Genomic DNA, 25,878 nt, shown 5'->3' on the forward strand with positions numbered 1-25,878 from the left:
GCCTGGTTAGACGACGTACCTGGATAGACGACCTCCGCCGAGGAGCAGCCCTGAGCGCCCAGCACCAACCCAACCCGTCCGCCGCTCCCGTGCAGAAGCTGCGCATCAAATACGCCAAACGGGGCCGCCTGCGTTTCACGTCACACCGTGACGTGGCGCGCACCTTCGAGCGCGCGCTGCGGCGGGCGGGCGTGCCGATGGCGTACTCGCAGGGCTTCAACCCGCGCCCCAAGGTGTCCTGGATCGGCGCCGCGCCGACCGGGACGGCCAGCGAGGCGGAGTACGTCGAGGTGTCGGTGGTGGACCGGGTCGACGCGGCGGCGTTGGCCAGGGAGCTGGACACGGCGCTGCCACCGGGCCTGGACGTCATCGAGGCCGTCGAAGCGGCGGGCGGTTCGCTGGCCGACCGCATCGACGGCTGCCTGTGGCGGATCGAGTTGCCCGGCGTCGACCCCGATGAGCTGGGACGGGCCGTCGAGCTGCTGCTCGCCGCGCCCGAGGTGGTCGTGCAGAAGTTGACCAAGGACGGCCGGAAGGACATCGACGCGCGAGCTGCGATTGTCTCCGCCGAGGTCGTCAGGGAAGTTGAAGTGACTACCACTCGGCTGGGCGATGGAGCCGAGGGCACCCGGAGGTGTGGGATACTCAGCACGGTCGTACGGCAGACACAGCCTGTTGTCCGGCCGGATGACGTGTTGAGTGCGCTTCGCGTCGTCGCCGACCTGCAACCGCCGGTACCCGCGAAGGCGATCCGGATGGCTCAGGGGCGGCTCGACGATGGTGGAGCTCTCACGGACCCGTTCACCAACGACCGGGAGCCGACTCGGGCCACGAGCGGCATACCTGCAGTCGGGGAGTAGGGGTCGGGCCCGCGCGTCATCGCGCGATGACCTGTTGCCTGTGCGCCCGTGTCCACCGATTCGGGAACCACGGGTGACGTAGGCAGGATTTCCGCCGCCCCACGCGGCGGCGACTGGACGAGAGAGGAGCCCCTGCGCGGCCGCGTCGGAACCATCGACGCGCCCGGGGGCGAGGGAGCTACATGCCGAAAACTGACACCCCTGCCGGCGGCGCCGGCGGGGACAGCACCGCACCCGGACTTGACCTTCCGGCCAAGCTGAGGGTGCACGCGCTCGCCAAGCTGCTGGGTGCCAGCAGCCGCGAGGTGATGGCCACGCTGGTCGACCTGGGCTTCGCGGTCAGCAGCGCGCAGTCGAGCATCACCAGGGACGTCGCGACGCAGGTCGTCGACCACCTGGCGGGCGACGCGGACGAGGACGCCGACGAGGTGGTCGAGGACGTCGACGACGTTGACGACATCGACGACGACATCGACGACGAGCCGGTCGCCGCGCCCGCCGCGCTGACGCCGCTGTTCGCCGCCCCGCAGGCCCTGTTCCTGCCGCCGCAGCCCGCCGAGGCCGCGCCCGCCGAGCCGGAGGCCCCGGCGAAGGCGAGCCGGTCCGGCAAGGCCGCGCGGCCCAGCCGCAAGCGGGTCTCGCTGACCGAGGCGGACCTGGACCCGGACGCCACCGAGGTCGACGACCTGCCCGGCGATGTGGACCTGGGCGGCGAGGACGGCGATGACGACGCGGGCACCCGCCGCCGTCGTCGCCGCGGCCGCCGCGGCCGTGGCCGGGGCAAGGGCCCGTCCGAGTTCGGCGACGACATCGACGACGAGGACGTCTCCGACCAGGAGCTGCCCGCGCACGTCGCGGTCTCCGCCGAGGCCGAGCAGCAGGACGACGCCGAGGCCGAGGACTCCGCCGACGACTCGGACGAGGGTGGCACCAAGCGCCGCAGGCGGCGCCGCCGCCGCAAGGGCAACGCCGAGGACGACTCGACGACCCGCGAGGACGACCCGCCCAACACGGTCGTGCACGTCCGGGAGAGCCGGCCGGAGCGCGAGACCACCTCCTCCGACGACGAGGTGCGCAGCGTCAAGGGCTCGACGCGGCTGGAGGCCAAGCGCCAGCGCCGCCGGGACGGCCGCGAGGCGGGCCGCCGCCGCGCGCCGATCCTGAGCGAGTCGGAGTTCCTGGCCCGCCGCGAGGCCGTCGACCGCAAGATGGTCGTCCGCGAGCAGGGCGAGCGGATCCAGATCGCCGTGCTGGAGGACGGGGTGCTGGTCGAGCACTTCGTCACCTCGGCGGGCTCGGGTTCGCTGGTCGGCAACGTCTACCTGGGCCGCGTGCAGAACGTGCTGCCCAGCATGGAGGCGGCCTTCGTCGACATCGGCCGCGGCCGCAACGCGGTGCTCTACGCGGGCGAGGTGGACTGGGACGCCGCCGGTCTCGAGGGCAAGTCCCGCAAGATCGAGCAGGCGCTGTCCACCGGCGACAGCGTGCTGGTGCAGGTCACCAAGGACCCGGTCGGGCACAAGGGCGCCCGGCTGACCACGCAGATCAGCCTGCCCGGCCGCTTCCTGGTCTACGTGCCCGCCGGCGGTGCCACCGGCATCAGCCGCAAGCTGCCCGACGTGGAGCGGCGCAGGCTCAAGGAGATCCTCAAGCGGATCGTCCCCGACGACGCGGGCGTGATCATCCGCACCGCGGCGGAGGGCGTCAGCGAGGAGGCTCTCGCCCGCGACGTGACCCGGCTGCAGGCGCAGTGGGAGGTCGTCAAGGGCAAGGCCCACGGCGCCCCCGGGGTGTCCAAGGCGGGCGCGCCCTCGCTGCTCTACGAGGAGCCTGACCTGCTGATCAAGGTCATCCGGGACATGTTCACGGAGGACTTCTCGGCGCTGGTGGTCCAGGGCACGCACGCCTGGGAGACGATCGAGCCCTACGTCCAGCACGTGGCCCCGGACCTGGCGTCGCGGCTGCGCAGGCACGCGGGCGCCAACGACGTGTTCACCGAGTACCGGGTGAACGAGCAGATCACCAAGGCGCTGGACCGCAAGGTGTGGCTGCCCTCCGGCGGCTACCTGGTCATCGACCGCACCGAGGCGATGACCGTGATCGACGTCAACACCGGCAAGTTCACCGGCTCCGGGGGCAACCTGGAGGAGACGGTCACCCGCAACAACCTGGAGTCGGCCGAGGAGATCGTCCGCCAGCTCCGGCTGCGCGACATCGGCGGCATCATCGTCATCGACTTCATCGACATGGTGCTGGAGTCCAACCGGGACCTGGTGCTGCGCAGGCTGACCGAGTGCCTGGGCCGCGACCGGACCCGGCACCAGGTCGCCGAGGTGACCTCGCTGGGCCTGGTGCAGATGACCCGCAAGCGGGTGGGCACCGGTCTGCTGGAGGCTTTCAGCAGCACCTGCGAGCACTGCCGGGGACGCGGCCTCGTGGTCACCACCGACATCACCAACGGCGGTGGCAACGGCTCGCACAACCACGGCAACGGCAGTGGCAACGGGAACAGCGGTAGCGGCAAGGGCGAGAGCAAGCGGCAGCGCCAGCGCAACCGCGCCAACGCCGAAGCGGCCCAGGCCGAGGCGGAGGCCGCGGAGAAGAAGGCCGAAGAGCCGCCCGCCCAGCCCGAGCCGGTCGCGGCCGAGGCGCCGGAGCGGGCTCCCGAGCCCGTTCAGGAGCCCACCGCCGAGCCGGTGAGCGAGCCCGAGGTCGTCGCCGAGGTCGCCGAGGCGGCCCCGCCCGCGACCGAGCGCCGCCGCCAGCGCAGGCGCCGCAGCAGCGAGCGCCCGTCCGGCCCGCCCAAGGAGCAGGCGGCCGAGCCGGAGGTGCTGATCGCCACTCCGCGCGAGGAGAACGCGGCGACGGCCCCCGCGGCCAAGGCCGAGGAACCGGCGCCCGAGGAGCCCTCAGCGTCCTCAGCGCCGTCTCAGGACCCCGTGGCGGCGGTGTCGGTGACCACGCGTCGCCGCACCTCCCGTCGCGCCGCGTCGCGGCCCGCGGGCCCGCCGCAGGGCGCGGCCAAGGAAGCCTGAGCCCACGCACCGCGTGAGAACGCCCGCCGATGTCAGCATCGGCGGGCGTTCTCGTGAACCCAGTGCTGTTCAGGGCGGGTGTGACTGGGTCGTGGACCACCCGGTTTGACCCTGTTCCCAGCCGCCCCGTACTCTGTCGTACGGCCCGCCATCAGGCGGGTTCTGTTGTGCGAAAGCCCGCCAATGTGCTGTGGCAACGCACGCGTCGTCCCATCGCGGAAGAACCAGAGCGCGATACCGACACCGAGCAGCAGGAGACTTCCGAACCATGTACGCGATCGTCAAGACCGGCGGCAAGCAGTACAAGGTGGCTGTCGGGGACGTCGTCGAGGTCGAGAAGCTCGAAGGCGAGCCGGGCACCGAGGTCAACTTCCCGGCGCTGCTCGTCGTCGACGGCGGCGATGTGATCGCTGACACCGACACCCTCGGCAAGGTCGCCGTGACCGGCAAGGTCGTCGAGCAGACCAAGGGTCCCAAGATTGTCATCCACAAGTTCAAGAACAAGACCGGCTACCACAAGCGGCAGGGTCACCGTCAGCGGCTGACCCGTGTCGAGGTCACCGGCATCAACAAGTGAGGGTCTGACCAGCCATGGCACACAAAAAGGGTGCATCCAGCTCTCGTAACGGCCGCGACTCCAACGCCCAGCGGCTCGGCGTGAAGCGCTTTGGTGGTCAGGTCGTCAGCGCGGGCGAGATCCTCGTCCGTCAGCGCGGTACCAAGTTCCACCCGGGTGTCGACGTCGGCCGCGGCAGCGACGACACCCTGTTCGCGCTGGCCGCCGGTGCGGTCAAGTTCGGCATCAAGCGCGGTCGCAAGACCGTGAACATCGTTCCGGTCGAGGCCTAAAGCCTCACCGAATTACTTCAGGGGCGGGGCCGGGTCACCGGACCGCCCCTGAAGTGCGTTTCTAGGAGGAAGTCGTGTCGCGGTTCGTCGATCGCGTGGTCCTGCACGCGGCGGGCGGTGAGGGCGGCAACGGGTGCGCCTCGGTGCACAAGGAGAAGTTCAAGCCGCTCGGCGGGCCGGACGGGGGCAACGGGGGCAACGGCGGCGACGTCGTGCTCGTCGTGGACTCCAGCGTGCACACGCTGCTCGACTTCCACTTCCGCCCGCACCACACCGGGGGCAACGGCAAGCAAGGCCAGGGAGGCATGCGCAACGGCGCGATGGGCGCCAGCCTGGAACTGCGGGTGCCCAACGGCACCGTGGTGATGAGCGAGGACGGCGAGGTCATCGCCGACCTCGTCGGTGAGGGCACCCGGTTGATCGCGGCGCAGGGCGGCCGCGGTGGCCTCGGCAACGCCGCGCTGTCCTCCAAGGCGCGCAAGGCCCCCGGCTTCGCGCTGCTCGGCGAGCCCGGCGAGCGCAGGGACCTGGTCCTGGAGCTGAAGTCGGTCGCCGACGTCGGCCTGCTCGGCTTCCCCTCCGCGGGCAAGTCCTCGCTGATCGCGGTGCTCTCCGCGGCCCGGCCCAAGATCGCCGACTACCCGTTCACCACCCTGGTGCCCAACCTCGGCGTGGTGACCGCGGGCGAGACGGTGTTCACCGTGGCCGACGTGCCGGGGCTGATCCCCGGGGCGAGCCAGGGCAAGGGACTCGGGCTGGACTTCCTCCGGCACATCGAGCGGTGCGCGGTGCTGGTGCACGTCATCGACTGCGCGACCTACGAGCCGGACCGCGACCCGATCTCCGATATCGACGCCCTGGAGCGGGAGCTGGCGCTCTACACGCCCTCGCTCGGCGGTGACCTGGCCGAGCGGCCCAGGATGGTCGTGCTCAACAAGATCGACATCCCCGAGGGCCGGGACATGGCCGAGCTCGTCGAGGCCGAGTTGAAGGAGCGCGGCCTGCCCGTGTTCAAGATCTCCACGGCCAGCCGCGAGGGCCTGCGCGAGCTGACCTTCGCCATGGGCAAGGTGGTCGAGGACTACCGCGCCAACAAGCCGGTCGAGGAGAACACCCGCGTCGTGCTGCGGCCGAAGGCGGTCAACGAGACCGGCTTCAGCGTCGAGCCGGACCCGGAGAACCCCGGGGGCTTCATCGTCCGCGGCGAGCGGCCGGAGCGCTGGGTGCTCCAGACCTACTTCGGCAACAGCGAGGCCGTCGGCTACCTGGCCGACCGGCTCGCCCGGCTCGGGGTCGAGGAGGAGCTGGCGCGGCGGGGCGCGGAGCCCGGCTGCGCGGTCACCATCGGCGAGATGACCTTCGACTGGGAGCCGACGACGCCCGCGGGCATCGCGCTCGCCATGGAGGTGCGCGGAGAGGACCCGCGGCTGGACCGCAGCGACCGGATCTCGGCCGCCGACCGGAAGCAGGCCCGCCGGGTGCGCCGCGGGCTCGTCGGCGAGGAGGAAGAGGGGGAGGAGTGAACCCCTCAACCACTGTCTCTCCGGCCCGCGCCACAATCGCGGGGGCCCGCAGGGTCGTGGTCAAGGTGGGGTCGTCCTCGCTGACCACGGCCGAGGGCGGCCTCGACACGAGCAGGCTGGACGGGTTGGTCGACGCGCTCGCCGCGCGGTGCGGGGCGGGCAGCCAGGTCGTCCTGGTGTCCTCCGGTGCGATTGCGGCGGGGCTCGCCCCGTTGGGGCTGGCGAAGCGCCCGCGCGACCTGGCCACGCAGCAGGCCGCGGCGAGCGTCGGGCAGCTCCAGCTCGCGCACGCCTACGCCGCGTCCTTCGCGCGGCACTCGCTTACGGTCGGCCAAGTCCTGCTGACCGCCGACGACGTGGTGCGGCGCGCGCACTACCGCAACGCGCAGCGGACGTTCTCTCGGTTGCTGGCTCTCGGCGTGGTGCCGGTGGTGAACGAGAACGACACCGTTGCCACGGACGAGATCCGCTTCGGCGACAATGACCGGCTCGCCGCCCTGGTGGCGCACTTGGTCGGCGCGGACGCGTTGGTTCTGCTGTCCGATGTGGACGGTCTGTACGACGGAGATCCTCGCCTGCCAGGCTCCTCGCTGATCCCCGAAGTCCTCGGTCAGTCCGATGTGGACGGTGTGGACGTCGCGGCGGTGGGCTCCGGCCTCGGAACCGGTGGTATGGCTTCGAAACTCGCCGCGGCTCGTCTTGCCGCCGCGGCGGGGATTCCGGTGCTGCTGACCGCCGCCGCCGCTGCGGGACCCGCGTTGGCCTCCGGTGCGGTGGGCACTGTGTTCGCTGCGACCGGCCCCAGGATGTCCGCGCGCCGCTTCTGGCTGGCCCACGCCGCCGACGCGGTCGGCCACCTGCACCTCGACGACGGCGCTGTCGCCGCGGTGGTGGGTCGGCGTCGTTCGCTGCTCGCCGCGGGCATCACCGCCGTCGACGGCGACTTCGAGGCCGGCGACGTGGTGGAGCTGCTGAACGCCGCCGGAGTGGTGGTGGCCCGGGGCGCGGTGGCCTTCGACGCGGCGGAGCTACCCGCGCTGATCGGTCACTCCAGCCACGAACTGCCACCGGAGCAACGCCGCGAAGTCGTCCACGCCGACGACCTAGTCCCTCTCCGCCCCTAACCCCCTCCTCCCCCCACGTTCACCCTGAACGAGTCATTGGGGTACTTGAACGCCCTGAACGAGTCGTTCGGGGCGTTAGATTCCCTGAACGAGTCGTTCAGGGCATTGGGGTCCCCGAACGACTCGTTCAGCGCATGGGTGTTGGGGGTCCTGAATGACTCGTTCAGGGCGGTGGTGCTGCCCGCCAATGTCGTGTTTGGGGCGTTGGATTCCCTGAACGAGTCATTGGGGGCGTTGAGGTCCCCGAACGAGTCGTTCAGGGCGTTGAGCGCCCTAAAAGCGGCGTTGATCTTGGGAGGGGTTAGAGGCGGCCGGTGATGCGCTCGGGGGTCACGCGGACGGTGGTGACGGTGGCGTGGCTGTGGTCCGCCTCCGGGGTGCGGCGGATGTGCTCGGCGTAGGACGTGCCGATGTACTTCATCGTCAGTTCCTCGCGGAGTGCGTGAGTGCCTTCGCGCGACATGGTTGCGGTGCCTTGGATCGACGCGTAGGTGTGCGGCGCGTCCGCAGGGGTCACCAGGACGTTGATCCGGGGGTCGCGCCGGAGGTTGCGTTCCTTGCGGCTGCCTTCCGCGATCATGAACAGCACGTCGTCGCCGTCGCGTTTCACCCACACCACCGACTGGTGCGGCTCGCCGCCGGGCTGGACGGTCCCGATCACGCCGAAGACCGGTGAGTCCAGCAACTCGCGCAGGTTCATCGCTGAGACTCCACGCAGTACGGGCATGCCCAAGAGCTTGCGTGTCAACGTGTCCAGCCGCCGGGCCGCGCCGGGGTCCGGGGCGGGCGTGTGCGGAGTGCCCTGGATGAACACGCTCAGCGGGCTGGCAGGCGGTGCGTCCAACAGCGCCATGAGCGGCTGGATGGCCACGTCGACCGGCGTCGCCGACGCGCGGATGGCCTCGATCTGCCGCGCGACCCCCTCGTCGTAGGAGCCGGAGAAGCTCGTGTTCACCGTCCCCGGGTTGACCAGGACGTAGCGGATCTTCTCCGAGGGCCGGTTCAGCGCGAAGCCCTCGCCGAGCAGGTCGTTGAGCAGGCCGCCCTGGAACATCGCGGCGATCCCGTCGTAGCCGGACTCCAGGCCGAGGTCGTCCCAGCGCACGCGCTCGGGGTTCGGGCCAGGGCCGGCCACGTTGAGGATCACCGGGTCGTCGGCGGCGTGCAGCAGGTCGGCCAGTTCGTAGCTCAGCAGGAAGCGGCTCAGGTAGTAAAGCGCGAAGTTGTGCTCGAAGCCCTCGGCGGTGACCCGGCGTTCGGACTGGAGGTGCCGGGCGCACAGCACCAACGCGTCGATCTTGGGGTACCGGGAGCGCAGCTCGGCGATCGCCGCCCTGGTCTCGCCGACCAGGCTCAGGTCGGCCCGGACGAAATGCGCGCCCTCCGGCGCTTTCGCCTGGTCACGGCCGATCACGACCACCTCGTGGCCGCGCTTGAGGTAGGCGCGCGCGAGCGCCCCGCCGATGCCGTCGGTGCCACCCGTGATGACGTAGATTGAACCCATGAGTTCAATCTAATGGTCAAGCTGGTGTTGTCGCTAGGCCGTCGCGGCCAGGACGAAGGGCAGCACCTCCCGGGCTCCGGCGCGGCGCAGCATCCGGGCCGCGACGGTGAGCGTCCAGCCGGTGTCCACCCGGTCGTCGATCAGCAGCACCGGGCCGTCCGCTGTGGACAGGTTCTGTTCCAGCTCCGGGGACAGGCTCAGCGACGTGGTCAGCCCGGCCAGCCGCTGCGCGCTGTTCACCGCCGTCGGGGCCTCGCCGGTGGAGAGCACGCGGCCGAGGAACGGCAGCCTGCCGATGGTGGCGATGCGGGTCGCGAAGCTCGCCACCAGGCGTGGGCGCTTCCGCGAGTCGATCGCGGCGACGCCGACCGGCCGCCGCTCCCAGCCCCACCCGGCCAGGACCTGCACGCACGCCTGGAAGAGCTCGTCGGTGATCTCGGCGTCGAGGGCGTCCGGCGCGAACAGCGGGCGCAGCCGGTTGCCCCAGCCGATGTCGGTCAGCCTGCCCAGCGCGCGGCCCACCGACGCGGCCTCCGTCGCCGGGATGCGGCCGCTGAGGTCGATGCCGAGCGCGCTCATCCCGCTCGGCCACTGCTTGCGCGCGGACAGGTCGATGCCGGGGCGCATGAGCCGCTGCTCGACCTCCGCCACCGCCTCGCCCGGCACCTCCGTGGACAGGCGCTCGCCGGTGCAGTTGTCGCAGCGCCCGCACGGGGCCGCGTGCGGATCGTCGAGCTGGCGCAACAGGAACTCCATGCGGCAGCCCGTGGTGGCGAGGTAGTCCACCATCGCCTGCTGCTCCGCCTGCCGCGCCTTCGCCACGCGCGCGTAGCGGTCGGCGTCGTAGGTCCACTCCTCGCCGGTGGCCGTCCAGCCGCCGCGCACACGGTGCACCGCGCCGTCCACGTCGAGCACCTTCAGCACTGCTTCGAGGCGACTGCGGCTGAGCTCCACCCGTGGTTCCAGTGCGGCCGTGGACATCGGGCCGTCCGCCTCGCCGAGCACGGACAGCAGCCGCCGCACGATGTGCTCCGACGGGAAGGCCAGCGAGTCGAAGTATGCCCAGATGTCCTTGTCCTCAGGACCGGGCAGCAGCAGCACCTCCGCGCGCTGCACGCCACGACCGGCACGACCGATCTGCTGGTAGTACGCGATCGGCGAGGACGGGGCGCCCAGGTGCACGACGAACCCGAGGTCCGGCTTGTCGAAGCCCATACCCAGCGCCGAGGTCGCCACGAGGGCCTTCACCTTGTTGGCGAGCAGGTCCTCCTCGGCCTGCTGGCGTTCCGAGGTCTCGGTCTTGCCGGAGTAGGAGGCCACCTCGAAGCCGCGGTCGCGGAGGAAGGAGGCCACGTCGTCGGCCGCGGCGACGGTCAGCGTGTAGATGATCCCGGAGCCCGGCAGCTCGTTGAGCTTGTTCGCCAGCCAGGCCAGCCGCGCCTGCGCCGTGGGCAGCCGGACCGCGCTCAACCGCAGGCTCTCCCGGTCGAGTTGTCCGCGCAGCACCAACGCTTCGCGTTCGCCCAACTCCAGTTGTTCGGCCACGTCGTGCACCACGCGGTCGTTCGCCGTCGCGGTGGTCGCGAGCACCGGGATCTCCTCCGGCAGCTCCGCGATCAGCGTGCGCAGGCGGCGGTAGTCCGGCCGGAAGTCGTGGCCCCAGTCGGAGATGCAGTGCGCCTCGTCCACCACGATCAGGCCGGCGTCGGCGGACAGCTCGGGCAGCACGTTGTCCCGGAAGTCCGGGTTGTTCAGCCGTTCCGGGCTGACCAGGAGCACGTCCAGCTCGCCCGTGGCGACCTGCTCCTGGACGTTCTCCCACTCCTCCTGGTTGGCGGAGTTGATCGTCGCGGCGCGCACCCCGGCCCGCTCGGCGGCGACCACCTGGTTGCGCATCAGCGCCAGCAGCGGGGAGACGATGACCGTCGGCCCCTCGCCCAGCTCGCGCAGCAGCGCGGTCGCGATGAAGTACACGGCCGACTTGCCCCATCCGGTGCGCTGCACGACCAGCGCGCGGGACCGGTCGACGACGAGCGCGCGGATCGCCGTCCACTGGTCTTCACGCAGCTTCGCGTGCTCTCCCGCGAGAGAGCGCAGCTTCTCCTCGGCCAGGTCCCGCAGTGCTTGATCCTCCTGGGCCAGTTCATCCACGTCGTCCAGGGTGCCCCATGGGTCGGACAGTCCGGCGTCCGGGCTGTGGGATAACCGGATCGGGTGGGGCCGCATGCGGACTACCCTGGGACGTGTGACCGCAATGAAGTCCACTGTGGACGAAGATCTCCGTGCGCAGGTGCACGACGCCGCCCGCCGCGCCCGCGTGGCGGCCTCCGACCTGGCGCTGGCCACCCGCCAGGTCAAGGACGCGGCGCTGCACGCCATCGCCGACGCGCTCGTCCGCAGGGCGCCGGAGGTGCTGGCCGCCAACGCCGAGGACGTGCGCCGGGGCCGCGAGTCCGGGCTGGACGAGGCGATGATCGACCGGCTCTCGCTGACCGAGTCGCGGATCGCCGCGATCGCGGAGGCGCAGCGCACGGTCGCCGGGCTGCCCGACCCGGTCGGTGAGGTGCTGCGTGGCGGCGTTCTGCCGAACGGGCTGGAGACGCGTCAGGTCCGCGTGCCGATGGGCGTGGTGGGCATGGTCTACGAGGGCCGTCCGAACGTGACCGTGGACGCGGCCGGGCTGACCCTGAAGGCGGGCAATGCCGTGCTGTTGCGCGGATCTTCGTCGGCGGAGAGCTCGAACACCGCGCTCGTGGCCGTGCTCCGCGATGCCGTCGTCGAAGCCGGTCTGCCCGCCGACGCGGTGCAGCTGCTGCCGTGCCACGACCGTGCTTCGGTCCGGCACCTGATCACCGCGCGCGGCCTGGTGGACCTGGTCATCCCGCGTGGTGGCGCCGGGCTGATCAACGCCGTCGTCGAGGGCGCGACCGTGCCCACGGTGGAGACCGGCGTCGGCAACTGCCACGTCTACGTGGACTCCGCGGCCGACCTGGACATGGCCGTGCGCATCGTCCTCAACTCCAAGGCGCGTCGCCCCAGTGTGTGCAACGCGGCTGAGAACCTGTTGGTGCACAAGGACATCGCGGAGCGCTTCGTGCCCGCGGTCGCGCGCGAGCTGGCCGCGGCCGGGGTCACGCTGCACGCCGATGACAGCTTCGCCGCCTTGGCGGAGACCGCGACGGTGCCCGCGCAGGACGAGGACTGGGACACCGAGTACCTGTCGTTGGACATCGCCGCCAAGGTCGTGGACTCCTTCGCCGACGCGGTCGCGCACATCGCCGAGCACGGCTCCGGGCACACCGAGGCGATCGTGACCGCCGACGTGCGCACGGCCCGCGAGTTCACCGCGCGGGTGGACGCGGCCGCGGTCATGGTCAACGCGGCCACCTCCTTCACCGACGGCGGTGAGTTCGGCATGGGCGCGGAGATCGGCATTTCCACGCAGAAGCTGCACGCGCGCGGGCCGATGGCGCTGCCGGAGCTGACCTCGACCAAGTGGGTGGTGTGGGGAGACGGGCACGTCCGCCCGTCTTCCTGAGAAGGTTTCCCGCAGAATGTCCGGATGCCGCAGAACCCACCGCCGCGTCGTCGGGACTCCCAGGCCACCCGTGCCGCACTGCTGAAAGCGGCTGGTGAGCTCTTCGCCGAACGGGGCTACGACCGCACGACGGTGCGCGACATCGCCGCGCGCGCGGGAGCCAACCAGGCCCTGCTGTTCCGGTACTTCGGCACGAAGGAAGACCTGTTCAACGCGGTGGTGGCGCACCGGGGGATGGACCTGTTGCACGCGGGGCCCGCCGAGCAGCTGCCGCACCGCATCCTGGAGCTGTTCCTCGCCGACGCGCCCGAGGGCTCCGACCACCCGATCCTGGCGATGCTGCGCTCGGCCGTCGTCGGCAAGGAGTCGATGGAGCTGCGCAAGGAGATGGGCCGCGCCTACGTGCGGTCGCTGGCGGAGCTGGCCGAGGGGCCGGAGGCGGAGCTGCGTGCCGAGCTGGTGCTGGCGTGGCTGGTCGGGATCGGTTTCTGCCGTTCGGTGCTGGGCTCGGACAACCTGCGGGCGGCTCCCGCCGATCGGGTGGAGGCCGAGGTGCGGCGGGGGATCTCCGCGCTGCTGGATCTTGACGCGCCCGTGACTCCTTCGTAGCGTGGAAAGTAAGCGACTGCTTACATCTTTGGCGAAGGGAGATCACGGTGACCGCCGTCGATCCCACCACCTCGGCGCCGTCCTACCCGTTCAGCCCGCCGAGGGCACTCGACCTGGACCCGGTCTACGAACGCCTGCGCCGCGACGAGCCGATCACCCGGGTCCGCATGCCCTTCGGCGAGGGCACGGCGTGGCTGGTCACCCGCCACGCCGACGCCAGGACCGTGCTCGGCGACCCGAGGTTCAGCATGGCCGCGGGCACCACCCCGGAGACCCCGCGCAGCACCCCGTTCCCGCTGGACCGCGACAGCATCCTGGGCATGGACGCGCCCGAGCACACGCGGCTGCGCCGCCTGGTCGCCAAGGCGTTCACCGCGCGGCGCGTCGAGCAGATGCGGCCCCGCCTGCGCGAGCTGGTCGACAGCTCGCTCACGGAGATGGAGAAGCACGGCGCGCCCGCGGACCTGGTGCACCACCTGGCGCTGCCGCTACCGGTGACGGTCATCTGCGACATGCTCGGAGTGCCCTACGAGGACCGGCACCTGTTCCGGTCCTTCTCCGACGCGGTCCTGTCGACCACGAAGTTCACCCAGGCACAGATCGAGGACGCGCGGGAGAAGTTCCTCGCTTATATGGGCGGCCTGGTCGCGCGGCGCCGTGCCGACCCCACTGACGACCTGCTGGGCGCGCTCGTGCTGGCCAGGGACAACGACGACCGGCTCTCCGAGATGGAGCTGGTGCGGCTCGGCATCACGCTGCTCGTCGCGGGCCACGAGACCACGGCCAACCAGCTGACGAACTTCACGTACCTGTTGCTCAGCCAGCCAGAGCGCTACCAGGCGCTGGTCGCCGACCCCTCGCTGGTGCCCGCCGCGGTGGAGGAGCTGTTGCGCTTCACTCCGCTCGGCGCCTCGGGTGGCTTCGTCCGGGTCGCGCTGGAGGACGTCGAGCTGGCCGGGGTCACCGTGCGCAAGGGCGAGTCCGTCTTCGCCCAGAACGCCTCGGCGAACCGGGACGACGCGGTCTTCGACCTGCCGAACGAGATCGACTTCAACCGGCCGCACAACCCGCACATCGCCTTCGGTCACGGCCTGCACCACTGCCTCGGCGCGCAGCTCGCCCGGCTGGAGCTCCAGGTCGCCCTGGAGGGGATGATCGCGCGCTTCCCGAACCTGCGCTTCGCCGTGCCCGTGGACGAGCTGCCGTGGCGGACGGGGATGCTTGTTCGGGGCCTGGAGGCCCTCCCGGTGGCGTGGTGAAGGTAGAAATGTCCCATGAGTGATCGTTGGTTGGTCAGTGTCGACCAGAACTGCATCGGCTCCGGCATGTGCGCGGGCGCTGCCCCGGAGCACTTCGAGCTGATGGACGGCTACGCGCGCGCCATCAAGGACGAGGTGGACTCGGACGAGGCCGTGATCGACGCCGCCGAGTCCTGCCCGGTGGAGGCGATCCTGGTCAAGCTCGCCTCCACCGGCGAAGTGGTCGCACCGGCCGAATAGTCAGACGCGGACGACGACCTGGTCCAGTGTCTTGCGGACCAGATCGGGCACTACGGCGTCCTCCGCCGCGTACCCGATCGGTATGACGGCGAACGCCTTCTCGTTGCGCGGACGGTTGAGCACATCTCGTAGGAAGCCCATGGGGCTCGGCGTGTGCGTGAGCGCGCTGAGCCCCGAGAGGTGCAACGCGGTCAGCAGCATGCCTACGGCGATTCCCACGGACTCGCCGACGTAGTAGTGCTTATAAGTGCTGCCGTCAGCGCGGATGCCGTATCGCTGCTCGAAAACCACGAGCAGGTGCGGAGCGTCCGTGAGGTGAGGTTTGTGCTCGTCGGTGCCGAGCGGGCTTAGTGCGGACAGCCACTCTTCGCCGAGCCTGCCGTCGTAGGAGATCTGCTCCTCGTACTCCGCGGCTTCGCGGATCTGCCTGCGCACTACGGGGTTCTGCACGAGCACGAAGGTCCACGGCTGCTGGTGTGCCCCGGACGGCGCGGTGTTCGCCACGGCGATCGCGTCCAGCACGAGCTGTTCCGGGACTGGTTCGGCGGAGAAGGCGCGAACGGTGCGGCGCTCGTTCATGCGCTCGCGGAACCGTTCGGCGATTCCGGTCGCTTCGTCGGCGGGGATGCGGGACGGGTGATAGGCGGTCGGTCGGTAGGGGCGACCGTGCATCGGTTCCCAAGTCCTCATGGCCGCGAGTATCACCACGCTCCGAAGATCAAACGCAGGCCCGAACGAGTGACCGTGCTCATCACCGCCGCCGCAGGTCGCCCCGTACTCTGTCCTGCCATGGCCAAGCGCCGAATTGGGGTAATGGGCGGCACGTTCGACCCGGTGCACAACGGGCACCTCGTCGCGGCGAGCGAGGTGCAGGCGCGCTTCGAACTGGACGAGGTCATCTTCGTGCCGACCGGCAACCCGTGGCAGAAGTGCCACAGCGTGGTCAGCCCGGCGGAGGACCGCTACCTGATGACCGTCGTCGCCACCGCGTCGAACCCCGGGTTCTCGGTGAGCAGGGTGGACATCGACCGCACCGGCACGACCTACACCATCGACACGCTCAGTGACCTGCGAACCCAGTACCCTGATGACGAACTGTTCTTCATCACGGGGGCGGACGCGCTGGAACAGATCCTGTCCTGGCACCGCGCAGACGAGCTGTTCCGGCTGGCCCACTTCATCGGGGTGACCAGGCCGGGCTACCGGCTCGACGGCGACCACCTGCCCCAGGGCGCGGTCAGCCTGGTGGAGGTGCCCGCCATGGCGATCTCCTCCACGAACTGCCGCGACCGGGTCCGCGACGGGCTCCCGGTCTGGTACCTCGTGCCCGACGGTGTGGTGCAGTACATCAGCAAACGCGAGCTCTACACCGCGCCGGAACGGGCGTAGGAAAGGAACTACACAGGTGGCAGCCACCGACCAGGCACGCGACCTCGCGCTGGTCGCCGCGCACGCAGCGGCTGACAAGAAGGCGCACGACGTGGTCGTGCTCGACGTGTCCGACCAGTTGGTGATCACCGACTGCTTCGTGATCGCCTCCGCGCCCAACGAGCGCCAGGTCGACGCGATCGTGGAGAACGTCGAGGAGAAGATGCGCGAGGCCGGCAGCAAGCCGGTGCGCCGCGAGGGCGCGCGGGAGGGCCGCTGGGTCCTGCTCGACTTCGTCGACGTCGTCGTGCACGTGCAGCACGCCGAGGAGCGGACCTTCTACGCGCTGGAGAAGCTCTGGAAGGACTGCCCGCGGATCGCGTTCGAAGACCGCCCCGCGGCCGAGGAACCCGCCGAGTGACGCTCCAGCGGCTCGTGCTGTGGCGGCACGGCGAGACCGGCCACAACGCCACCGGGCGCATCCAGGGCCACCTGGACGCGCTGCTCACCGACACCGGCGTCGAGCAGGCCCGCGCCGCCGCCCCCGTGGTCGCGCGCTTCGAGCCCGACGTCGTGCTCAGCTCCGACCTGCGCAGGGCGATGGACACCGCGGCCGAGTTCACCAAGGTGACCGGCAGTGCGGTGCGCATCGACAAGCGGCTCCGCGAGACCCACGTCGGCGAGTGGCAGGGCCTGGCCCACGCCGAGGTCGAGCAGGACTGGCCGGGTGCGCTCGCCCAGTGGCGCAGGGACCCCGAATGGGCCCCGCCGGGCGGCGAGAGCCGGATCGAGGTGGCCGCGCGGGCCGCCGAGGTGGTCGCCGAGCTGGACGCGGCGCACGACGGGACCGCGCTGCTGTGCGCGCACGGTGGGCTGATCCTCGGCCTGACCGGTTCGCTGGTGGGCCTGCCCATCGCGTGCTGGCCGTCGCTCGGCGGGCTGTTCAATTGCCATTGGGCGGTGCTCGCACGGCGTCCGGAGAGCCTGGACTGGCGGCTCGTCGCGTACAACGCCGGTGTGACCGGCTGAGACCGTGCGGCTGCTGGTGCTGGCCGACTCGCTGGCCTTCCACGGACCGCGCGAGGCGATGCCCGCCGACGACCCCCGGCTCTGGCCGAACGTGGCAGCACGGCGGGTCGGCGGTTCGGCGGAGATCGTCGCCGGGTTCGGCTGGACCGCCCGCGACGCGTGGTGGGCGATCACGCGTGATCCCAGGGTCTGGGCGCTGATGCCGCGGATCGACGCGCTGGTGCTCGGTGTCGGCAGCATGGACACGCTGCCGTCGCCGCTGCCCACCTACCTCCGCGAAGGGCTGCGCTACCTGCGTCCCGAACAGCTGCGGCGCCGGGTGCGCGAGACCTACCTCACCGCGCAGCCGCACCTCGCGCGGTTGCTCGGCGGGCGCCCGGTGGCCCTCCCGCCCCGGCTCAGCGTCGCCTACCTGGACCGGTGCCTGCGCGGAGTGCGCTCGTTGCGCCCGGAGCTGCCGGTGATCGCGACGCTGCCCTCGGTGCACCGCGCCCCGGCCTACGGGCACGTGCACACCGGCCGGGCACCCGCGGCCTCGGCGATCACCGCCTGGGCGTCCACTGTGGACGTTCCGCTACTTGACCTCGCGGCCTTGGCGCGCGAGCACGTGGCCGCCGGTCGGGGCAATCCCGACGGGATGCACTGGGGCTGGGAGACCCACGAGGTGGTCGGCGCGGCGCTGGCGGATCTGCTGCGGCGGGCCACGTAGGCTGCTCGCTCGTGGCCGTAGCCGTCGTGACCGATTCCACCGCGTACCTGCCGGAAGGCTTCGCGGACCGGCGCGGCATCTCCGTGGTCCCGCTACACGTCACCGTCGACGACAGCACCGGTCTCGACGGCGTCGACATCACCCCGGCCAGCCTCGCCAACGCGCTGTCCGAACGCCGCGCCGTCAGCACCTCCCGGCCCTCTCCGGAGGACATCGCCGCGGTCTACCGCCGCGTGCTCGACAGCGGTGCGGACTCGATCGTCTCGGTTCACCTCTCCCGCGAGCTCTCCGGCACGTGGGACGCGGCCAGGATCGCCGCCGGGGAGGTCGGCGGAGTGCGCGTGGTCGACTCCAGGTCCACGGCGATGGGGTTGGGTTTCGCCGTGCTCGCGGCGGTGAAAGCGGCCCGCTCCGGCGCGTCCGCCTCCGACGTCGAGGCCGCCGCGGTGCGCACCGCGGCGCGCACCCGCACGTTCTTCTGCTTGGAGACCCTCGAACACCTTCGCCGCGGCGGTCGCATCGGCCCCGCCGCCGCGTTGCTGGGCACCGCGCTCGCGGTGCGCCCCCTCCTGCACGTTCAGGACGGGCGCATCGTGCCGCTGGAGAAGGTCCGCACCACCAGCCGCGCCATGGCCAGGCTCGTCGACCTCGCCGCGGAGGCCGCGGGCGACGGACCGGCGGGCCTCGCCGTGCACCACCTCTGCGCCCCGCAGCGCGCCGCCGAGCTCGCCAGCAAGCTCGACGAGCGCCTCACCGACGGCGAGGGCTGCCTCATCTCCGAGGTCGGCGCGGTGATCGGCGCGCACACCGGCCTCGGCGTGCTCGGCGTCGTCGTCCTCCCCGGCGGCCTCTCCTAACCCCACCCCCATCCCCACCCGCCCCGTCGTTTTCCCGTTTCGTACTCATGGCGGCCAATGGGAGCGCTCTTTTTCCCGTTATGAGTACGAAACGGGAGATCTCTAGGTGGATCGAGGTGGGGAGGAGGGGAAGGAGGAGGGCTGGGAGGGGAGTTGGGGCATGGCTGATACATAGCACGAACCCCTGACACTCCAACGGAAAAGCGGACCAGGAACGGCTGATCTGTCCACATCACCACCACTTGTCCACAGCTCGGCAACACCACCCGCCACCACCCCCACCCGCTCCCTAACGTCGGAGCGGTGACGAACCCCCACCTCGACCACCCGGCGGGCACGGCCAGGGTCAGGCAGGAACTGCTGGCGAAGAAGCGCCTGGCGGCCCTGTCCGGTCCCGGACCGGAGGACCCCGTCCCACCAACGGGACCGGTGGAGATCCACATCGGTCCCGACGCCCGCGTCTCGTTGCTCGACCGGCTGGTGCCGGAGTGGCTGCGCCGCGCGAGGCTGAACCCCGGCCGCTCCGGGACGCTCGCGCTCGTGGCGGTGGCTGCCCTGGTCGCTCTGGTGGCGCTCCTGCTGTGGCCGGGTGGCGTCGCGGCCGAACCGGCACCGGCGGTCTCCGTTCCGGCTGTGCCACAACAGAAACCGACGCAGCTCGTGGTCAGCGTGGTCGGCCGCGTCGGCAGGCCCGGCCTGGTGTCGCTGCCGGAGGGTGCGCGGATCGCCGATGCCGTGCAGGCGGCAGGTGGGCTGTTGCCCGACGCGGATCCGGTCACGGTCAACCTCGCCAGGAAGGTCGGCGACGGCGAGCAGATCGTCGTCGGCCTGCCCGCCCCGGCCGCGGAACCGGGGCAGGTGGAGGGCGCGAAGATCAGCCTCAACACGGCCACGGTCCAGCAGCTCGACGGCCTGCCAGGTGTGGGCCAGGTGACCGCGCAGCGGATCGTCCAGTGGCGCACCAAGCACGGCCGGTTCTCCTCGGTCGACCAGCTCCGCGAGGTGGACGGCATCGGCAGCTCGCGCTTGGCCAAGCTGCGCGAGCTGGTGACGCTGTGACCTCGGCTCCGCTGGATTTCCGGCTCGTTCCCGCCGCGGTGGCGGTGTGGGCGGTCGCACTGGTCGGGCTGCACCTCGGCTGGGTCGCCACCGTGCTGTGCGGCGTGCTCGCGATGGCCTTCGCGTTCCTGGCGGTGTGGCGGGGGTCGGGCCCGTGGGCGAACGGACTGCTCGCGACGAGCGTCCTGGCGGGTGCGGCGGCCGTTGTCGTCACCAGCCACGCCCTCCCGGCCGCGACACACCCGTTGCGTGAACTCGCGAGCAAGGGAGCCATCGCGACGATCAAGGCGAAGCTGTCCGAGGACCCACAACCCTTGCGCACCAAGGGATATGCCGGTCGTCCCGCCGGTGCGGACCAGGTGGCGGTGCGGGCGCGGTTGCGCGACGAGCCAGGTGGTGCGGTGCTGCTGTTGGCTCCAGCGGCAGCATGGTCGAAGTTGTTGCCAGAACAGGAGATCACGGCAACCGGAGCACTGATCGTGCCACGCGGTGGGGACTTCACGGTGGCAGTGCTGCGCGTCCGCGGCCCACCGATCGCTGTCGGCCCCGCGCCGAGTTGGCAGACCGCCGCCGACGGTGTGCGCACCGGTCTCCGCGATGCGGCGAAGGTGCTCTCCCCGGAACTCGCGGGACTGCTCCCGGCGTTGGTGGTCGGTGACACCAGTGGGCTGTCGCCACGAGTTGTGGAGGAGTTCCGGGTATCCGGGCTGGCCCATCTGCTGGCGGTGAGCGGGGCGAACCTGGCCATCGTCTGCGGTGCTGTGCTGCTGCTTTTCCGTCTGCTGACGGCAGGACCACGGCTGGCGGGTTTCGCGGCGGTACTGGCCCTGATCGGCTTCGTGGTGCTCGCGAGACCAGAACCGAGCGTATTGCGCGCCGCGGTGATGGGCGGTGTCACGCTGCTGGCGTTGGTGTTGGGGCGCAAAGGATCCGCGTTACCCGCGCTCGCCGGAGCCGTGATCGCGTTGCTGCTGTTCGATCCGAGTTTGGCCGGTACTGCGGGCTTCGCGTTGTCGGTGTTGGCGACCTCGGCACTGGTGATCCTCGCGCCCAGGTGGGCGGCAGCGCTGCGCGATCGCGGAGTACCGGTGGGGCTCGCCGAGGCCATCGCGGTGCCCGCGGCAGCGCAGCTGGCCACCGCTCCGGTGATCGCGGCACTGTCCGGGCAGATCAGCCTGGTGGCCATTCCGGCCAACCTGCTCGCTGCCCCGGTGGTCGCGCCCGCGACGGTGTTCGGTGTGCTCGCCGCGCTGGTGTCAACGGTGCACGAAGGCGCAGCGGAGCTGCTGGTCCACCTGGCCGGGCCGGAGGTGTGGTGGCTGATCACCGTGGGCAGGCATGCCGCGGCCGTGCCGGACAGCGGCATTCCCTGGCCTTCCGGTGTGCTCGGCGGACTGTTGCTCGCCGCGCTGCTGGTCACGGTCGTGGTGCTGTTGCGCAGCCCTCGGTTCCGGATCGTGCTGGTGCTCGGCGTAGTCGCGGTGCTGCTCACCACGGTTCCGGCGAAGCTGCTCAACCCCCAGTGGCCGGTCGACGGCTGGGCAGCGGTGGCCTGTGACGTCGGGCAGGGCGACGCCGTGGTCTTGGCCGTTGCCGAACCGGGACGCGCGGTCCTGGTCGACACGGGGCCGGAACCGTTGGCGGTCAACGCCTGCCTCGACCGGCTGGACGTGGACCGGGTGCCGTTGGTGGTGCTGAGCCACCTGCACGCCGACCACATCGGTGGCCTCGCCGCCGTCCTGGCGGAGAGATCGGTGGGAGCGGTCGCGGTCGGGCCGCTGCGAGAGCCCGCGTGGGCGATGAAGGAGGTGCGTGAAACCGTTGCGGCAGCCGGAGTTCCGCTGATCGAACTGGGCCGTGGTCAACGGCTGGAGTGGCCGGGACTGGTGCTGGACGTGCTGGCACCGCTGCGTTCCCCGGCACCTCGGACCACGGAGACCCCGTTGCCAGGAACCGTGGTCAACGACGCGTCACTGGTGCTGCGGGCACACACGCGGGCCGGGCGGATGTTGCTGACCGGCGACATCGAACTGGCCACCCAGGCCGAGCTCCTGGCGTCCACAGTGGACATCAGCGCGGAGGTGCTCAAGGTGCCGCACCACGGCTCCCGGTACAGCCTGCCCCGGTTCCTCGGCGCGGTGCGGCCCCGTGTCGCGGTGATCTGCGTGGGCGCGGGCAACGACTACGGCCACCCGAGCCCACTGGTACTGCAAGCACTCGCCGGGGTGCGCGTCCTGCGCACCGACCTGGACGGTGACGTCGCCGTTCTGGCCACCCGCGATGGTCTGGCGACCGCACGGAGAGGAGAACCACGGCCACCGCCCAGGCGGTGAGCGCTCGTCAGAGCCCGAGGGCCTCGCGGACGGCGGCGCTCGACGGCGGCACGGTGGCGCGCGGGCCGATCTTGTCCTCCACCGCGTCGAGGGTCTTCAGTCCGTCGCCGGTGATCAGCAGCACGGTCTCCGCGTCCGGGTCCAGCTGGCCGGTCTCGATCAGCTTCTTCGCCGTCGCGACGGTCACGCCGCCCGCGGTCTCGGCGAAGATGCCCTCGGTGCGGGCCAGCAGGCGGATCGCGTCGACGACCTCCTCGTCGCTGACGTGCTCGACCGAGCCGTTGGTGCGGCGCACGGTGTCCAGCACGTAGGGGCCGTCGGCGGGCGCGCCGATCGCGAGCGAGCGGGCGATCGTGTCCGGCTTCACCGGCTGGATCACGTCGATGCCCGCCTGGAACGCGGCGGCGACCGGGGAGCAGCCGGTGGCCTGGGCGCCGAAGACCCGGTACGGGGTCGGCTCCACCAGGTCCAGCTCACCGAGCTCGCGGAAGGCCTTGTCCACCTTGGTCAGCTGCGAGCCGGAGGCGACCGGCACCACGATCTGCTGCGGCAGGCGCCAGCCGAGCTGCTCGGCGACCTCGTAGCCGAGGGTCTTCGAGCCCTCCGCGTAGTAAGGGCGGACGTTGACGTTGACGAACGCCCAGTCCTCGTGGTCCGCGGCCAGCTCGGTGGCCAGCCGGTTCACGTCGTCGTAGTTGCCGTCCACGGCGATCAGCGCCCCGTCGTACACGGCGGTGGTGAGCACCTTCGCCCGCTCAAGAGAGGAGGGGATCAGCACGACCGACTCCCAGCCCGCCCGCGCCGCGGCCGCGGCGACGGCGTTGGCCAGGTTGCCGGTGGACGGGCAGGCCAGCACGGTGAACCCGAGCTGGCGGGCGGCGGCCAGCGCCACCGCGACCACGCGGTCCTTGAAGGAGTGCGTGGGGTTGCCGGTGTCGTCCTTCACCCACAGCTCGCGCACGCCGAGGGCCGCGGCCAGGCGGTCGGCCTTGACCAGCCGGGTCAGTCCCGGGTCGGTGTTGGGGTGCTCCTGGACGTCCGAGGGCACCGGAAGGAGGTTGCGGTAGCGCCAGATGGAACGGGGGCCCGCCTCGATCTCCGCGCGGGTGATCTTGCCGAAGTCGTAGCCGACCTCAAGGGGGCCGAAACACTCCGAACACGCGAACTCCGCGGCGAGCGGCACCTCGTTGCCGCATTCGCGGCACACCAGGGCGCGGGCCGGGCCGAGGTCGAACTGGTGGGCGCTGCGGCGCGCCTCGATGGTCGTCATCGCGAGGTCTCTCCTCATCTTTCCCGCTCGTGCGGGCCGGATTTGGCACCGTGATCGCTGATGGCCTCGCGGAAGTCCGCTGCTGTCGGCGTCGGTTGCCGGGGTGTCGTAGGGCCGATCCCTCTACCCCTCTGGATGAGCTATTCAGTTGTGCGGCGGCGCTCTTCGGCGGCCGTCCGGCGGCAACGCTACGGCAACGTCCCACCCGGCAGCCACCGTTGTCCAGGATGCGGGACGTGGCCAGGGGAGCGCCGCGGCGGTCCGGCGTCGGTCGGTCGTGCGAGGATGGCGCCGTGAGTGCTCCCGCCACGGCGCCTGCCCCGTTGCACCTGGTCATCGGAGAGGAAGAGCTCCTCGTCGAACGGTCCGTGCGGGCCGCGCTGGACGCCGCGCGACAGGCCGATCCGGAGGCCGAGCTGCGCCGGGTCCGGGTGACCGATCTCACCCCGCCTGAGCTGGCCGAGCTGCTCAGCCCCTCGCTGTTCGCGGAGGGCCGGGTGATCGTGCTGGAGGCGGCCCAGGACGCGGGCAAGGAGATCGCCGAGGCGGTGCTGTCCTACATCCGCGACCCCGCCGAGGGCGTGACCCTGGTGGTGACGCACACCGGCGGCGGGCGAGGCAAGCTCGCCAAGGAGCTGCCCACCGCGTTGCGCAAAGCCGGGGCCGAGGTCGCGGAGTGCGCCAAGCTGACCAAGGCCGCAGACCGGGAATCCTTTGTGCGCAACGAGGTTCGTCGTGCGGGCGGCAAGATCGACGGACCGGCCCTCGCGGCGCTGATGGAGACGGTGGGCAACGACCTGCGCGAGTTGTCGGCGGCCGCGTCGCAGCTCGTCGCGGACACGGGCGGCAAGATCGACGAGCAGGCGGTGCGCCGTTACCACCGCGGCCGCGCCGAAGTGACCGGCTTCGTGGTCGCGGAGAAGGCCGTCACCGGAGACCGGACCGCCGCGCTGGAATCGCTGCGCTGGGCACTGCAACTCGGTGTCCCGCACGTGCTGCTCGCCGACGCGCTGGCCGACGCGGTGCGCACCATCGCCAGGGTGGCCGGGGTGGGCCGGGCCGACCCGTTCCAGCTCGCCGGCCAGCTCGGCATGCCGCCGTGGAAGGTCAAGAAGGCGCTCGGCCAGGCCCAGGGCTGGTCACCGGAGGGCCTCGCCGAGGCGATGGGCCTGGTGGCCACCCTCAACGCGGAGGTCAAGGGCATGGCCGCCAGCGCGGACTACGCCGTGGAGCGCGCCGTGCTGAAGGTCGCCGCCGCGCGCAACCGCCGCTGAGAGCGGTACATACAGGACGCAACAGACAGATCGGGCAGGCGACCGCGAGGGCTCCTCGGCCAGCGGCATGCCGAGGAGCCCCCCGCCTGGTCGGCGCCTGCCGGGAAACCCCAGCTCAGAAGCGGAAGACCGCGTCCGTGCGCGCCTCGGCCAGGCAGCCGTTGGCGTAGGTGGCCCGATGGGTGATCCGCGTTCCGCGCCAGAAACCGTGCGCGGTCACTGTGCGAGGTGCATATTCCTTTGTGCAGTGTGGATCGAGACCGACATTCAATCGGGTGAAGTTTCCCTCGACCTTCGCCAGCTGCAGGCAGGCCGGGCCGGCGAACGGGTGGTTACCGCCCGTGGGGTCGCACGTCAGCGTCACTCTCCTGGCGGGGGTGCCTTCGCGCTCGTCGGCCACGGACAGTGCGAGAACCGAGGGAGCACCCGTGGCGGTTTCGGCAACTGCCGGGGTGGGGGTGAGGGAAAACACGACCGCGCCGACGGTGAGGACCAAGCCGGGCAAACGGTTGCGCAGCATTGCGAGCCCTTTCCGATATCCGAATAGGTTTCCGCGAAATTCATGTCAATACAACCGTCGAGTGACGTCCTTGACGGTTGCGGGAGCCGGGCGTGATCGAATATGTGTTTGTCGCGTCAACGACCCGGATCATATCGGGTTGTTGAGAACTAATCAAAATCCGAATACCGGTCCGGTTTCCGCGATCAATACACACCTGTTCGGGAACGTGATTTGTTCGCGGATCCGGCGGCCCTGCCACACGCCGGTGGCGGACACCGTCACCGGGTCGTAGATCATCGGGCAGATCGCGTCGCGGTCCAGGCGCAGCGTCGAGATGCTCCCGCCCGTCGCGGCCAGCGCGGAACAGCTGGCACCGGGCGCGGGATGGGTGCCGCCGTTCGGCCCGCAGGTCAGCAGGACCCACTTGGCGGCGGGCGTCACGGCCTCGCCGGGGTTGCCGGTGAGCACGAGGGCCGCGGCGGGCGGAGCGGTCCGGGGGGTCGCCCCGGCAGGCACCGCCGGCACCGCGAGCAGCGCGGCCGCCGTGATCAGGGCGAACCGAAGCGGTCGGTTCCTGAGCATGATTTGCCTTTCGTCGAAATATGTTCGGATATGTCGCGGGCCACCTGTGGGCGTCCCACTCCGAATACGCGAGCGGCTTCCGGTCGCACTCAGTGAGCGTCCTCACAGACGGGGGAAGCAGGACGCGATCCCTCCAATGGCGGTATGCGCCCTGCTGTCCGAGGGAACCATGTTTTCCTGTGCAACGAAGCCTTGCCAACGGACCGTTCTTGCGGTGGTATCTAAGGCGGTCGAGGGGGGCTTCGGGTTGCGCCTCGTGAAGACCTAGGTGCTTCGAAGGGAATTTGGCCGGATAACTCGTTCAGACGTGCTTGTCGGTCCCGCCGATAATTCCTGTCGATGCTAGGAGCTGTG

The 25,878-nt window shown here is 70.9% G+C and carries 24 protein-coding genes and 1 riboswitch; of the genes, 18 read left to right on the forward strand and 6 right to left on the reverse strand.

The window, feature by feature from the left end:
- The first annotated feature begins 89 nt into the window (after window positions 1-89).
- The 6 genes from NLX83_RS16960 to proB all read left to right on the forward strand — a co-directional run bounded on the left by NLX83_RS16960 (window position 90) and on the right by proB (window position 7,391).
- Window positions 90-860 (forward strand): TIGR03936 family radical SAM-associated protein, encoded by a 771-nt coding sequence (locus NLX83_RS16960; protein ID WP_254235812.1) that lies wholly within the window; start codon window positions 90-92, stop codon window positions 858-860.
- Window positions 861-1,042: 182 nt separating this feature from the next.
- A complete protein-coding gene (locus tag NLX83_RS16965; RefSeq protein ID WP_254235813.1) occupies window positions 1,043-3,895 on the forward strand; it encodes a translation initiation factor IF-2 N-terminal domain-containing protein in 2,853 nt (950 codons plus the stop codon).
- A 268-nt stretch (window positions 3,896-4,163) separates the two neighbouring features.
- Entirely contained in the window at window positions 4,164-4,472 is a 309-nt protein-coding gene (rplU, locus tag NLX83_RS16970; RefSeq protein WP_086825198.1) for a 50S ribosomal protein L21, read from the forward strand.
- Between the two features lie 14 nt (window positions 4,473-4,486).
- Window positions 4,487-4,744 carry a 50S ribosomal protein L27 gene (rpmA, locus tag NLX83_RS16975; protein WP_030426457.1) on the forward strand — a complete coding sequence of 86 codons (258 nt, stop codon included), beginning with the start codon at window positions 4,487-4,489 and terminating at the stop codon, window positions 4,742-4,744.
- Between the two features lie 74 nt (window positions 4,745-4,818).
- Complete coding sequence (obgE, locus tag NLX83_RS16980) at window positions 4,819-6,267, forward strand: GTPase ObgE (protein ID WP_254235814.1); 1,449 nt, start codon at window positions 4,819-4,821, stop codon at window positions 6,265-6,267.
- The gene (gene proB / locus NLX83_RS16985; protein WP_254235815.1) at window positions 6,264-7,391 is read left to right on the forward strand and encodes a glutamate 5-kinase; all 1,128 of its coding nucleotides are present in this window, start codon (window positions 6,264-6,266) and stop codon (window positions 7,389-7,391) included. The genes obgE and proB overlap by 4 nt, the downstream gene beginning before the upstream one ends.
- Before the next feature lie 301 nt (window positions 7,392-7,692).
- On the opposite strand, the gene NLX83_RS16990 is transcribed toward proB, so the two are convergent.
- Window positions 7,693-8,895 carry a TIGR03618 family F420-dependent PPOX class oxidoreductase gene (locus tag NLX83_RS16990; protein WP_254235816.1) on the reverse strand — a complete coding sequence of 401 codons (1,203 nt, stop codon included), beginning with the start codon at window positions 8,893-8,895 and terminating at the stop codon, window positions 7,693-7,695.
- A 33-nt stretch (window positions 8,896-8,928) separates the two neighbouring features.
- A complete protein-coding gene (locus NLX83_RS16995) occupies window positions 8,929-11,121 on the reverse strand; it encodes a RecQ family ATP-dependent DNA helicase (protein WP_254235817.1) in 2,193 nt (730 codons plus the stop codon).
- 28 nt (window positions 11,122-11,149) lie between these two features.
- On the opposite strand from NLX83_RS16995, the gene NLX83_RS17000 reads away from it, so the two are divergent.
- Genes NLX83_RS17000 through NLX83_RS17015 form a run of 4 tightly spaced genes read left to right on the forward strand, consistent with a single transcriptional unit; the run spans window position 11,150 to window position 14,541 of the window.
- Window positions 11,150-12,433, forward strand: a complete 1,284-nt coding sequence (locus tag NLX83_RS17000) for a glutamate-5-semialdehyde dehydrogenase (protein WP_254236244.1) — start codon at window positions 11,150-11,152, stop codon at window positions 12,431-12,433.
- A gap of 24 nt (window positions 12,434-12,457) precedes the next feature.
- A complete protein-coding gene (locus tag NLX83_RS17005; protein ID WP_254235818.1) occupies window positions 12,458-13,042 on the forward strand; it encodes a TetR/AcrR family transcriptional regulator in 585 nt (194 codons plus the stop codon).
- 47 nt (window positions 13,043-13,089) lie between these two features.
- Window positions 13,090-14,301 (forward strand): cytochrome P450, encoded by a 1,212-nt coding sequence (locus NLX83_RS17010; protein WP_254235819.1) that lies wholly within the window; start codon window positions 13,090-13,092, stop codon window positions 14,299-14,301.
- A gap of 15 nt (window positions 14,302-14,316) precedes the next feature.
- On the forward strand, window positions 14,317-14,541 hold the full coding sequence (locus tag NLX83_RS17015) for a ferredoxin (RefSeq protein WP_254235820.1): 225 nt from the start codon (window positions 14,317-14,319) through the stop codon (window positions 14,539-14,541).
- Here NLX83_RS17015 and NLX83_RS17020 read toward each other — a convergent pair whose 3' ends face one another.
- Window positions 14,542-15,231, reverse strand: coding sequence for a nitroreductase family protein (locus tag NLX83_RS17020; protein WP_254235821.1), 690 nt, complete (start codon window positions 15,229-15,231; stop codon window positions 14,542-14,544).
- 99 nt (window positions 15,232-15,330) lie between these two features.
- Here NLX83_RS17020 and nadD point away from each other — a divergent pair, with 99 nt between their 5' ends.
- The 7 genes from nadD to NLX83_RS17055 all read left to right on the forward strand — a co-directional run bounded on the left by nadD (window position 15,331) and on the right by NLX83_RS17055 (window position 21,896).
- On the forward strand, window positions 15,331-15,930 hold the full coding sequence (nadD, locus tag NLX83_RS17025; protein WP_254235822.1) for a nicotinate-nucleotide adenylyltransferase: 600 nt from the start codon (window positions 15,331-15,333) through the stop codon (window positions 15,928-15,930).
- Window positions 15,931-15,946: 16 nt separating this feature from the next.
- Entirely contained in the window at window positions 15,947-16,330 is a 384-nt protein-coding gene (gene rsfS, locus NLX83_RS17030) for a ribosome silencing factor (RefSeq protein ID WP_254235823.1), read from the forward strand.
- A complete protein-coding gene (locus NLX83_RS17035) occupies window positions 16,327-16,938 on the forward strand; it encodes a histidine phosphatase family protein (RefSeq protein ID WP_254235824.1) in 612 nt (203 codons plus the stop codon). The genes rsfS and NLX83_RS17035 overlap by 4 nt, the downstream gene beginning before the upstream one ends.
- Before the next feature lie 4 nt (window positions 16,939-16,942).
- A complete protein-coding gene (gene octT, locus NLX83_RS17040) occupies window positions 16,943-17,647 on the forward strand; it encodes a diglucosylglycerate octanoyltransferase (protein WP_374118745.1) in 705 nt (234 codons plus the stop codon).
- 11 nt (window positions 17,648-17,658) lie between these two features.
- A complete protein-coding gene (locus tag NLX83_RS17045) occupies window positions 17,659-18,504 on the forward strand; it encodes a DegV family protein (protein WP_254235825.1) in 846 nt (281 codons plus the stop codon).
- Between the two features lie 303 nt (window positions 18,505-18,807).
- Complete coding sequence (locus NLX83_RS17050) at window positions 18,808-19,563, forward strand: ComEA family DNA-binding protein (protein ID WP_254235826.1); 756 nt, start codon at window positions 18,808-18,810, stop codon at window positions 19,561-19,563.
- On the forward strand, window positions 19,560-21,896 hold the full coding sequence (locus tag NLX83_RS17055) for a ComEC/Rec2 family competence protein (protein ID WP_254235827.1): 2,337 nt from the start codon (window positions 19,560-19,562) through the stop codon (window positions 21,894-21,896). The genes NLX83_RS17050 and NLX83_RS17055 overlap by 4 nt, the downstream gene beginning before the upstream one ends.
- A 7-nt stretch (window positions 21,897-21,903) precedes the next feature.
- Here the strand turns inward: NLX83_RS17055 and thrC are convergent, their stop codons facing one another.
- Complete coding sequence (gene thrC, locus NLX83_RS17060; protein WP_254235828.1) at window positions 21,904-23,166, reverse strand: threonine synthase; 1,263 nt, start codon at window positions 23,164-23,166, stop codon at window positions 21,904-21,906.
- 11 nt (window positions 23,167-23,177) lie between these two features.
- Window positions 23,178-23,308, reverse strand: a riboswitch (SAM riboswitch).
- A gap of 151 nt (window positions 23,309-23,459) precedes the next feature.
- Here thrC and holA point away from each other — a divergent pair.
- Entirely contained in the window at window positions 23,460-24,440 is a 981-nt protein-coding gene (gene holA / locus NLX83_RS17065; protein ID WP_254235829.1) for a DNA polymerase III subunit delta, read from the forward strand.
- A gap of 115 nt (window positions 24,441-24,555) precedes the next feature.
- On the opposite strand, the gene NLX83_RS17070 is transcribed toward holA, so the two are convergent.
- Both NLX83_RS17070 and NLX83_RS17075 read right to left on the reverse strand, forming a co-directional pair.
- Window positions 24,556-24,960, reverse strand: coding sequence for an SSI family serine proteinase inhibitor (locus NLX83_RS17070; RefSeq protein ID WP_254235830.1), 405 nt, complete (start codon window positions 24,958-24,960; stop codon window positions 24,556-24,558).
- A gap of 153 nt (window positions 24,961-25,113) precedes the next feature.
- Window positions 25,114-25,524, reverse strand: coding sequence for an SSI family serine proteinase inhibitor (locus NLX83_RS17075; protein WP_254235831.1), 411 nt, complete (start codon window positions 25,522-25,524; stop codon window positions 25,114-25,116).
- Window positions 25,525-25,878 lie beyond the last annotated feature (354 nt).

The sequence above is a fragment of the Allokutzneria sp. A3M-2-11 16 genome (assembly GCF_024213555.1).
Lineage (GTDB): Bacteria > Actinomycetota > Actinomycetes > Mycobacteriales > Pseudonocardiaceae > Allokutzneria.

Excerpts from the sequence above, each read along its gene's own strand:
- NLX83_RS16965 (WP_254235813.1), top strand. The coding sequence starts at position 1,043 with ATGCCGAAAACTGACACCCCTGCCGGCGGCGCCGGCGGGGACAGCACC.
- rplU (WP_086825198.1), top strand. The coding sequence starts at position 4,164 with ATGTACGCGATCGTCAAGACCGGCGGCAAGCAGTACAAGGTGGCTGTC.
- rpmA (WP_030426457.1), top strand. The coding sequence starts at position 4,487 with ATGGCACACAAAAAGGGTGCATCCAGCTCTCGTAACGGCCGCGACTCC.
- NLX83_RS16990 (WP_254235816.1), bottom strand. The coding sequence starts at position 8,895 with ATGGGTTCAATCTACGTCATCACGGGTGGCACCGACGGCATCGGCGGG.
- NLX83_RS16995 (WP_254235817.1), bottom strand. The coding sequence starts at position 11,121 with ATGCGGCCCCACCCGATCCGGTTATCCCACAGCCCGGACGCCGGACTG.
- NLX83_RS17000 (WP_254236244.1), top strand. The coding sequence starts at position 11,150 with ATGAAGTCCACTGTGGACGAAGATCTCCGTGCGCAGGTGCACGACGCC.
- NLX83_RS17005 (WP_254235818.1), top strand. The coding sequence starts at position 12,458 with ATGCCGCAGAACCCACCGCCGCGTCGTCGGGACTCCCAGGCCACCCGT.
- NLX83_RS17015 (WP_254235820.1), top strand. The coding sequence starts at position 14,317 with ATGAGTGATCGTTGGTTGGTCAGTGTCGACCAGAACTGCATCGGCTCC.
- NLX83_RS17020 (WP_254235821.1), bottom strand. The coding sequence starts at position 15,231 with ATGAGGACTTGGGAACCGATGCACGGTCGCCCCTACCGACCGACCGCC.
- nadD (WP_254235822.1), top strand. The coding sequence starts at position 15,331 with ATGGCCAAGCGCCGAATTGGGGTAATGGGCGGCACGTTCGACCCGGTG.
- thrC (WP_254235828.1), bottom strand. The coding sequence starts at position 23,166 with ATGACGACCATCGAGGCGCGCCGCAGCGCCCACCAGTTCGACCTCGGC.
- NLX83_RS17070 (WP_254235830.1), bottom strand. The coding sequence starts at position 24,960 with ATGCTGCGCAACCGTTTGCCCGGCTTGGTCCTCACCGTCGGCGCGGTC.
- NLX83_RS17075 (WP_254235831.1), bottom strand. The coding sequence starts at position 25,524 with ATGCTCAGGAACCGACCGCTTCGGTTCGCCCTGATCACGGCGGCCGCG.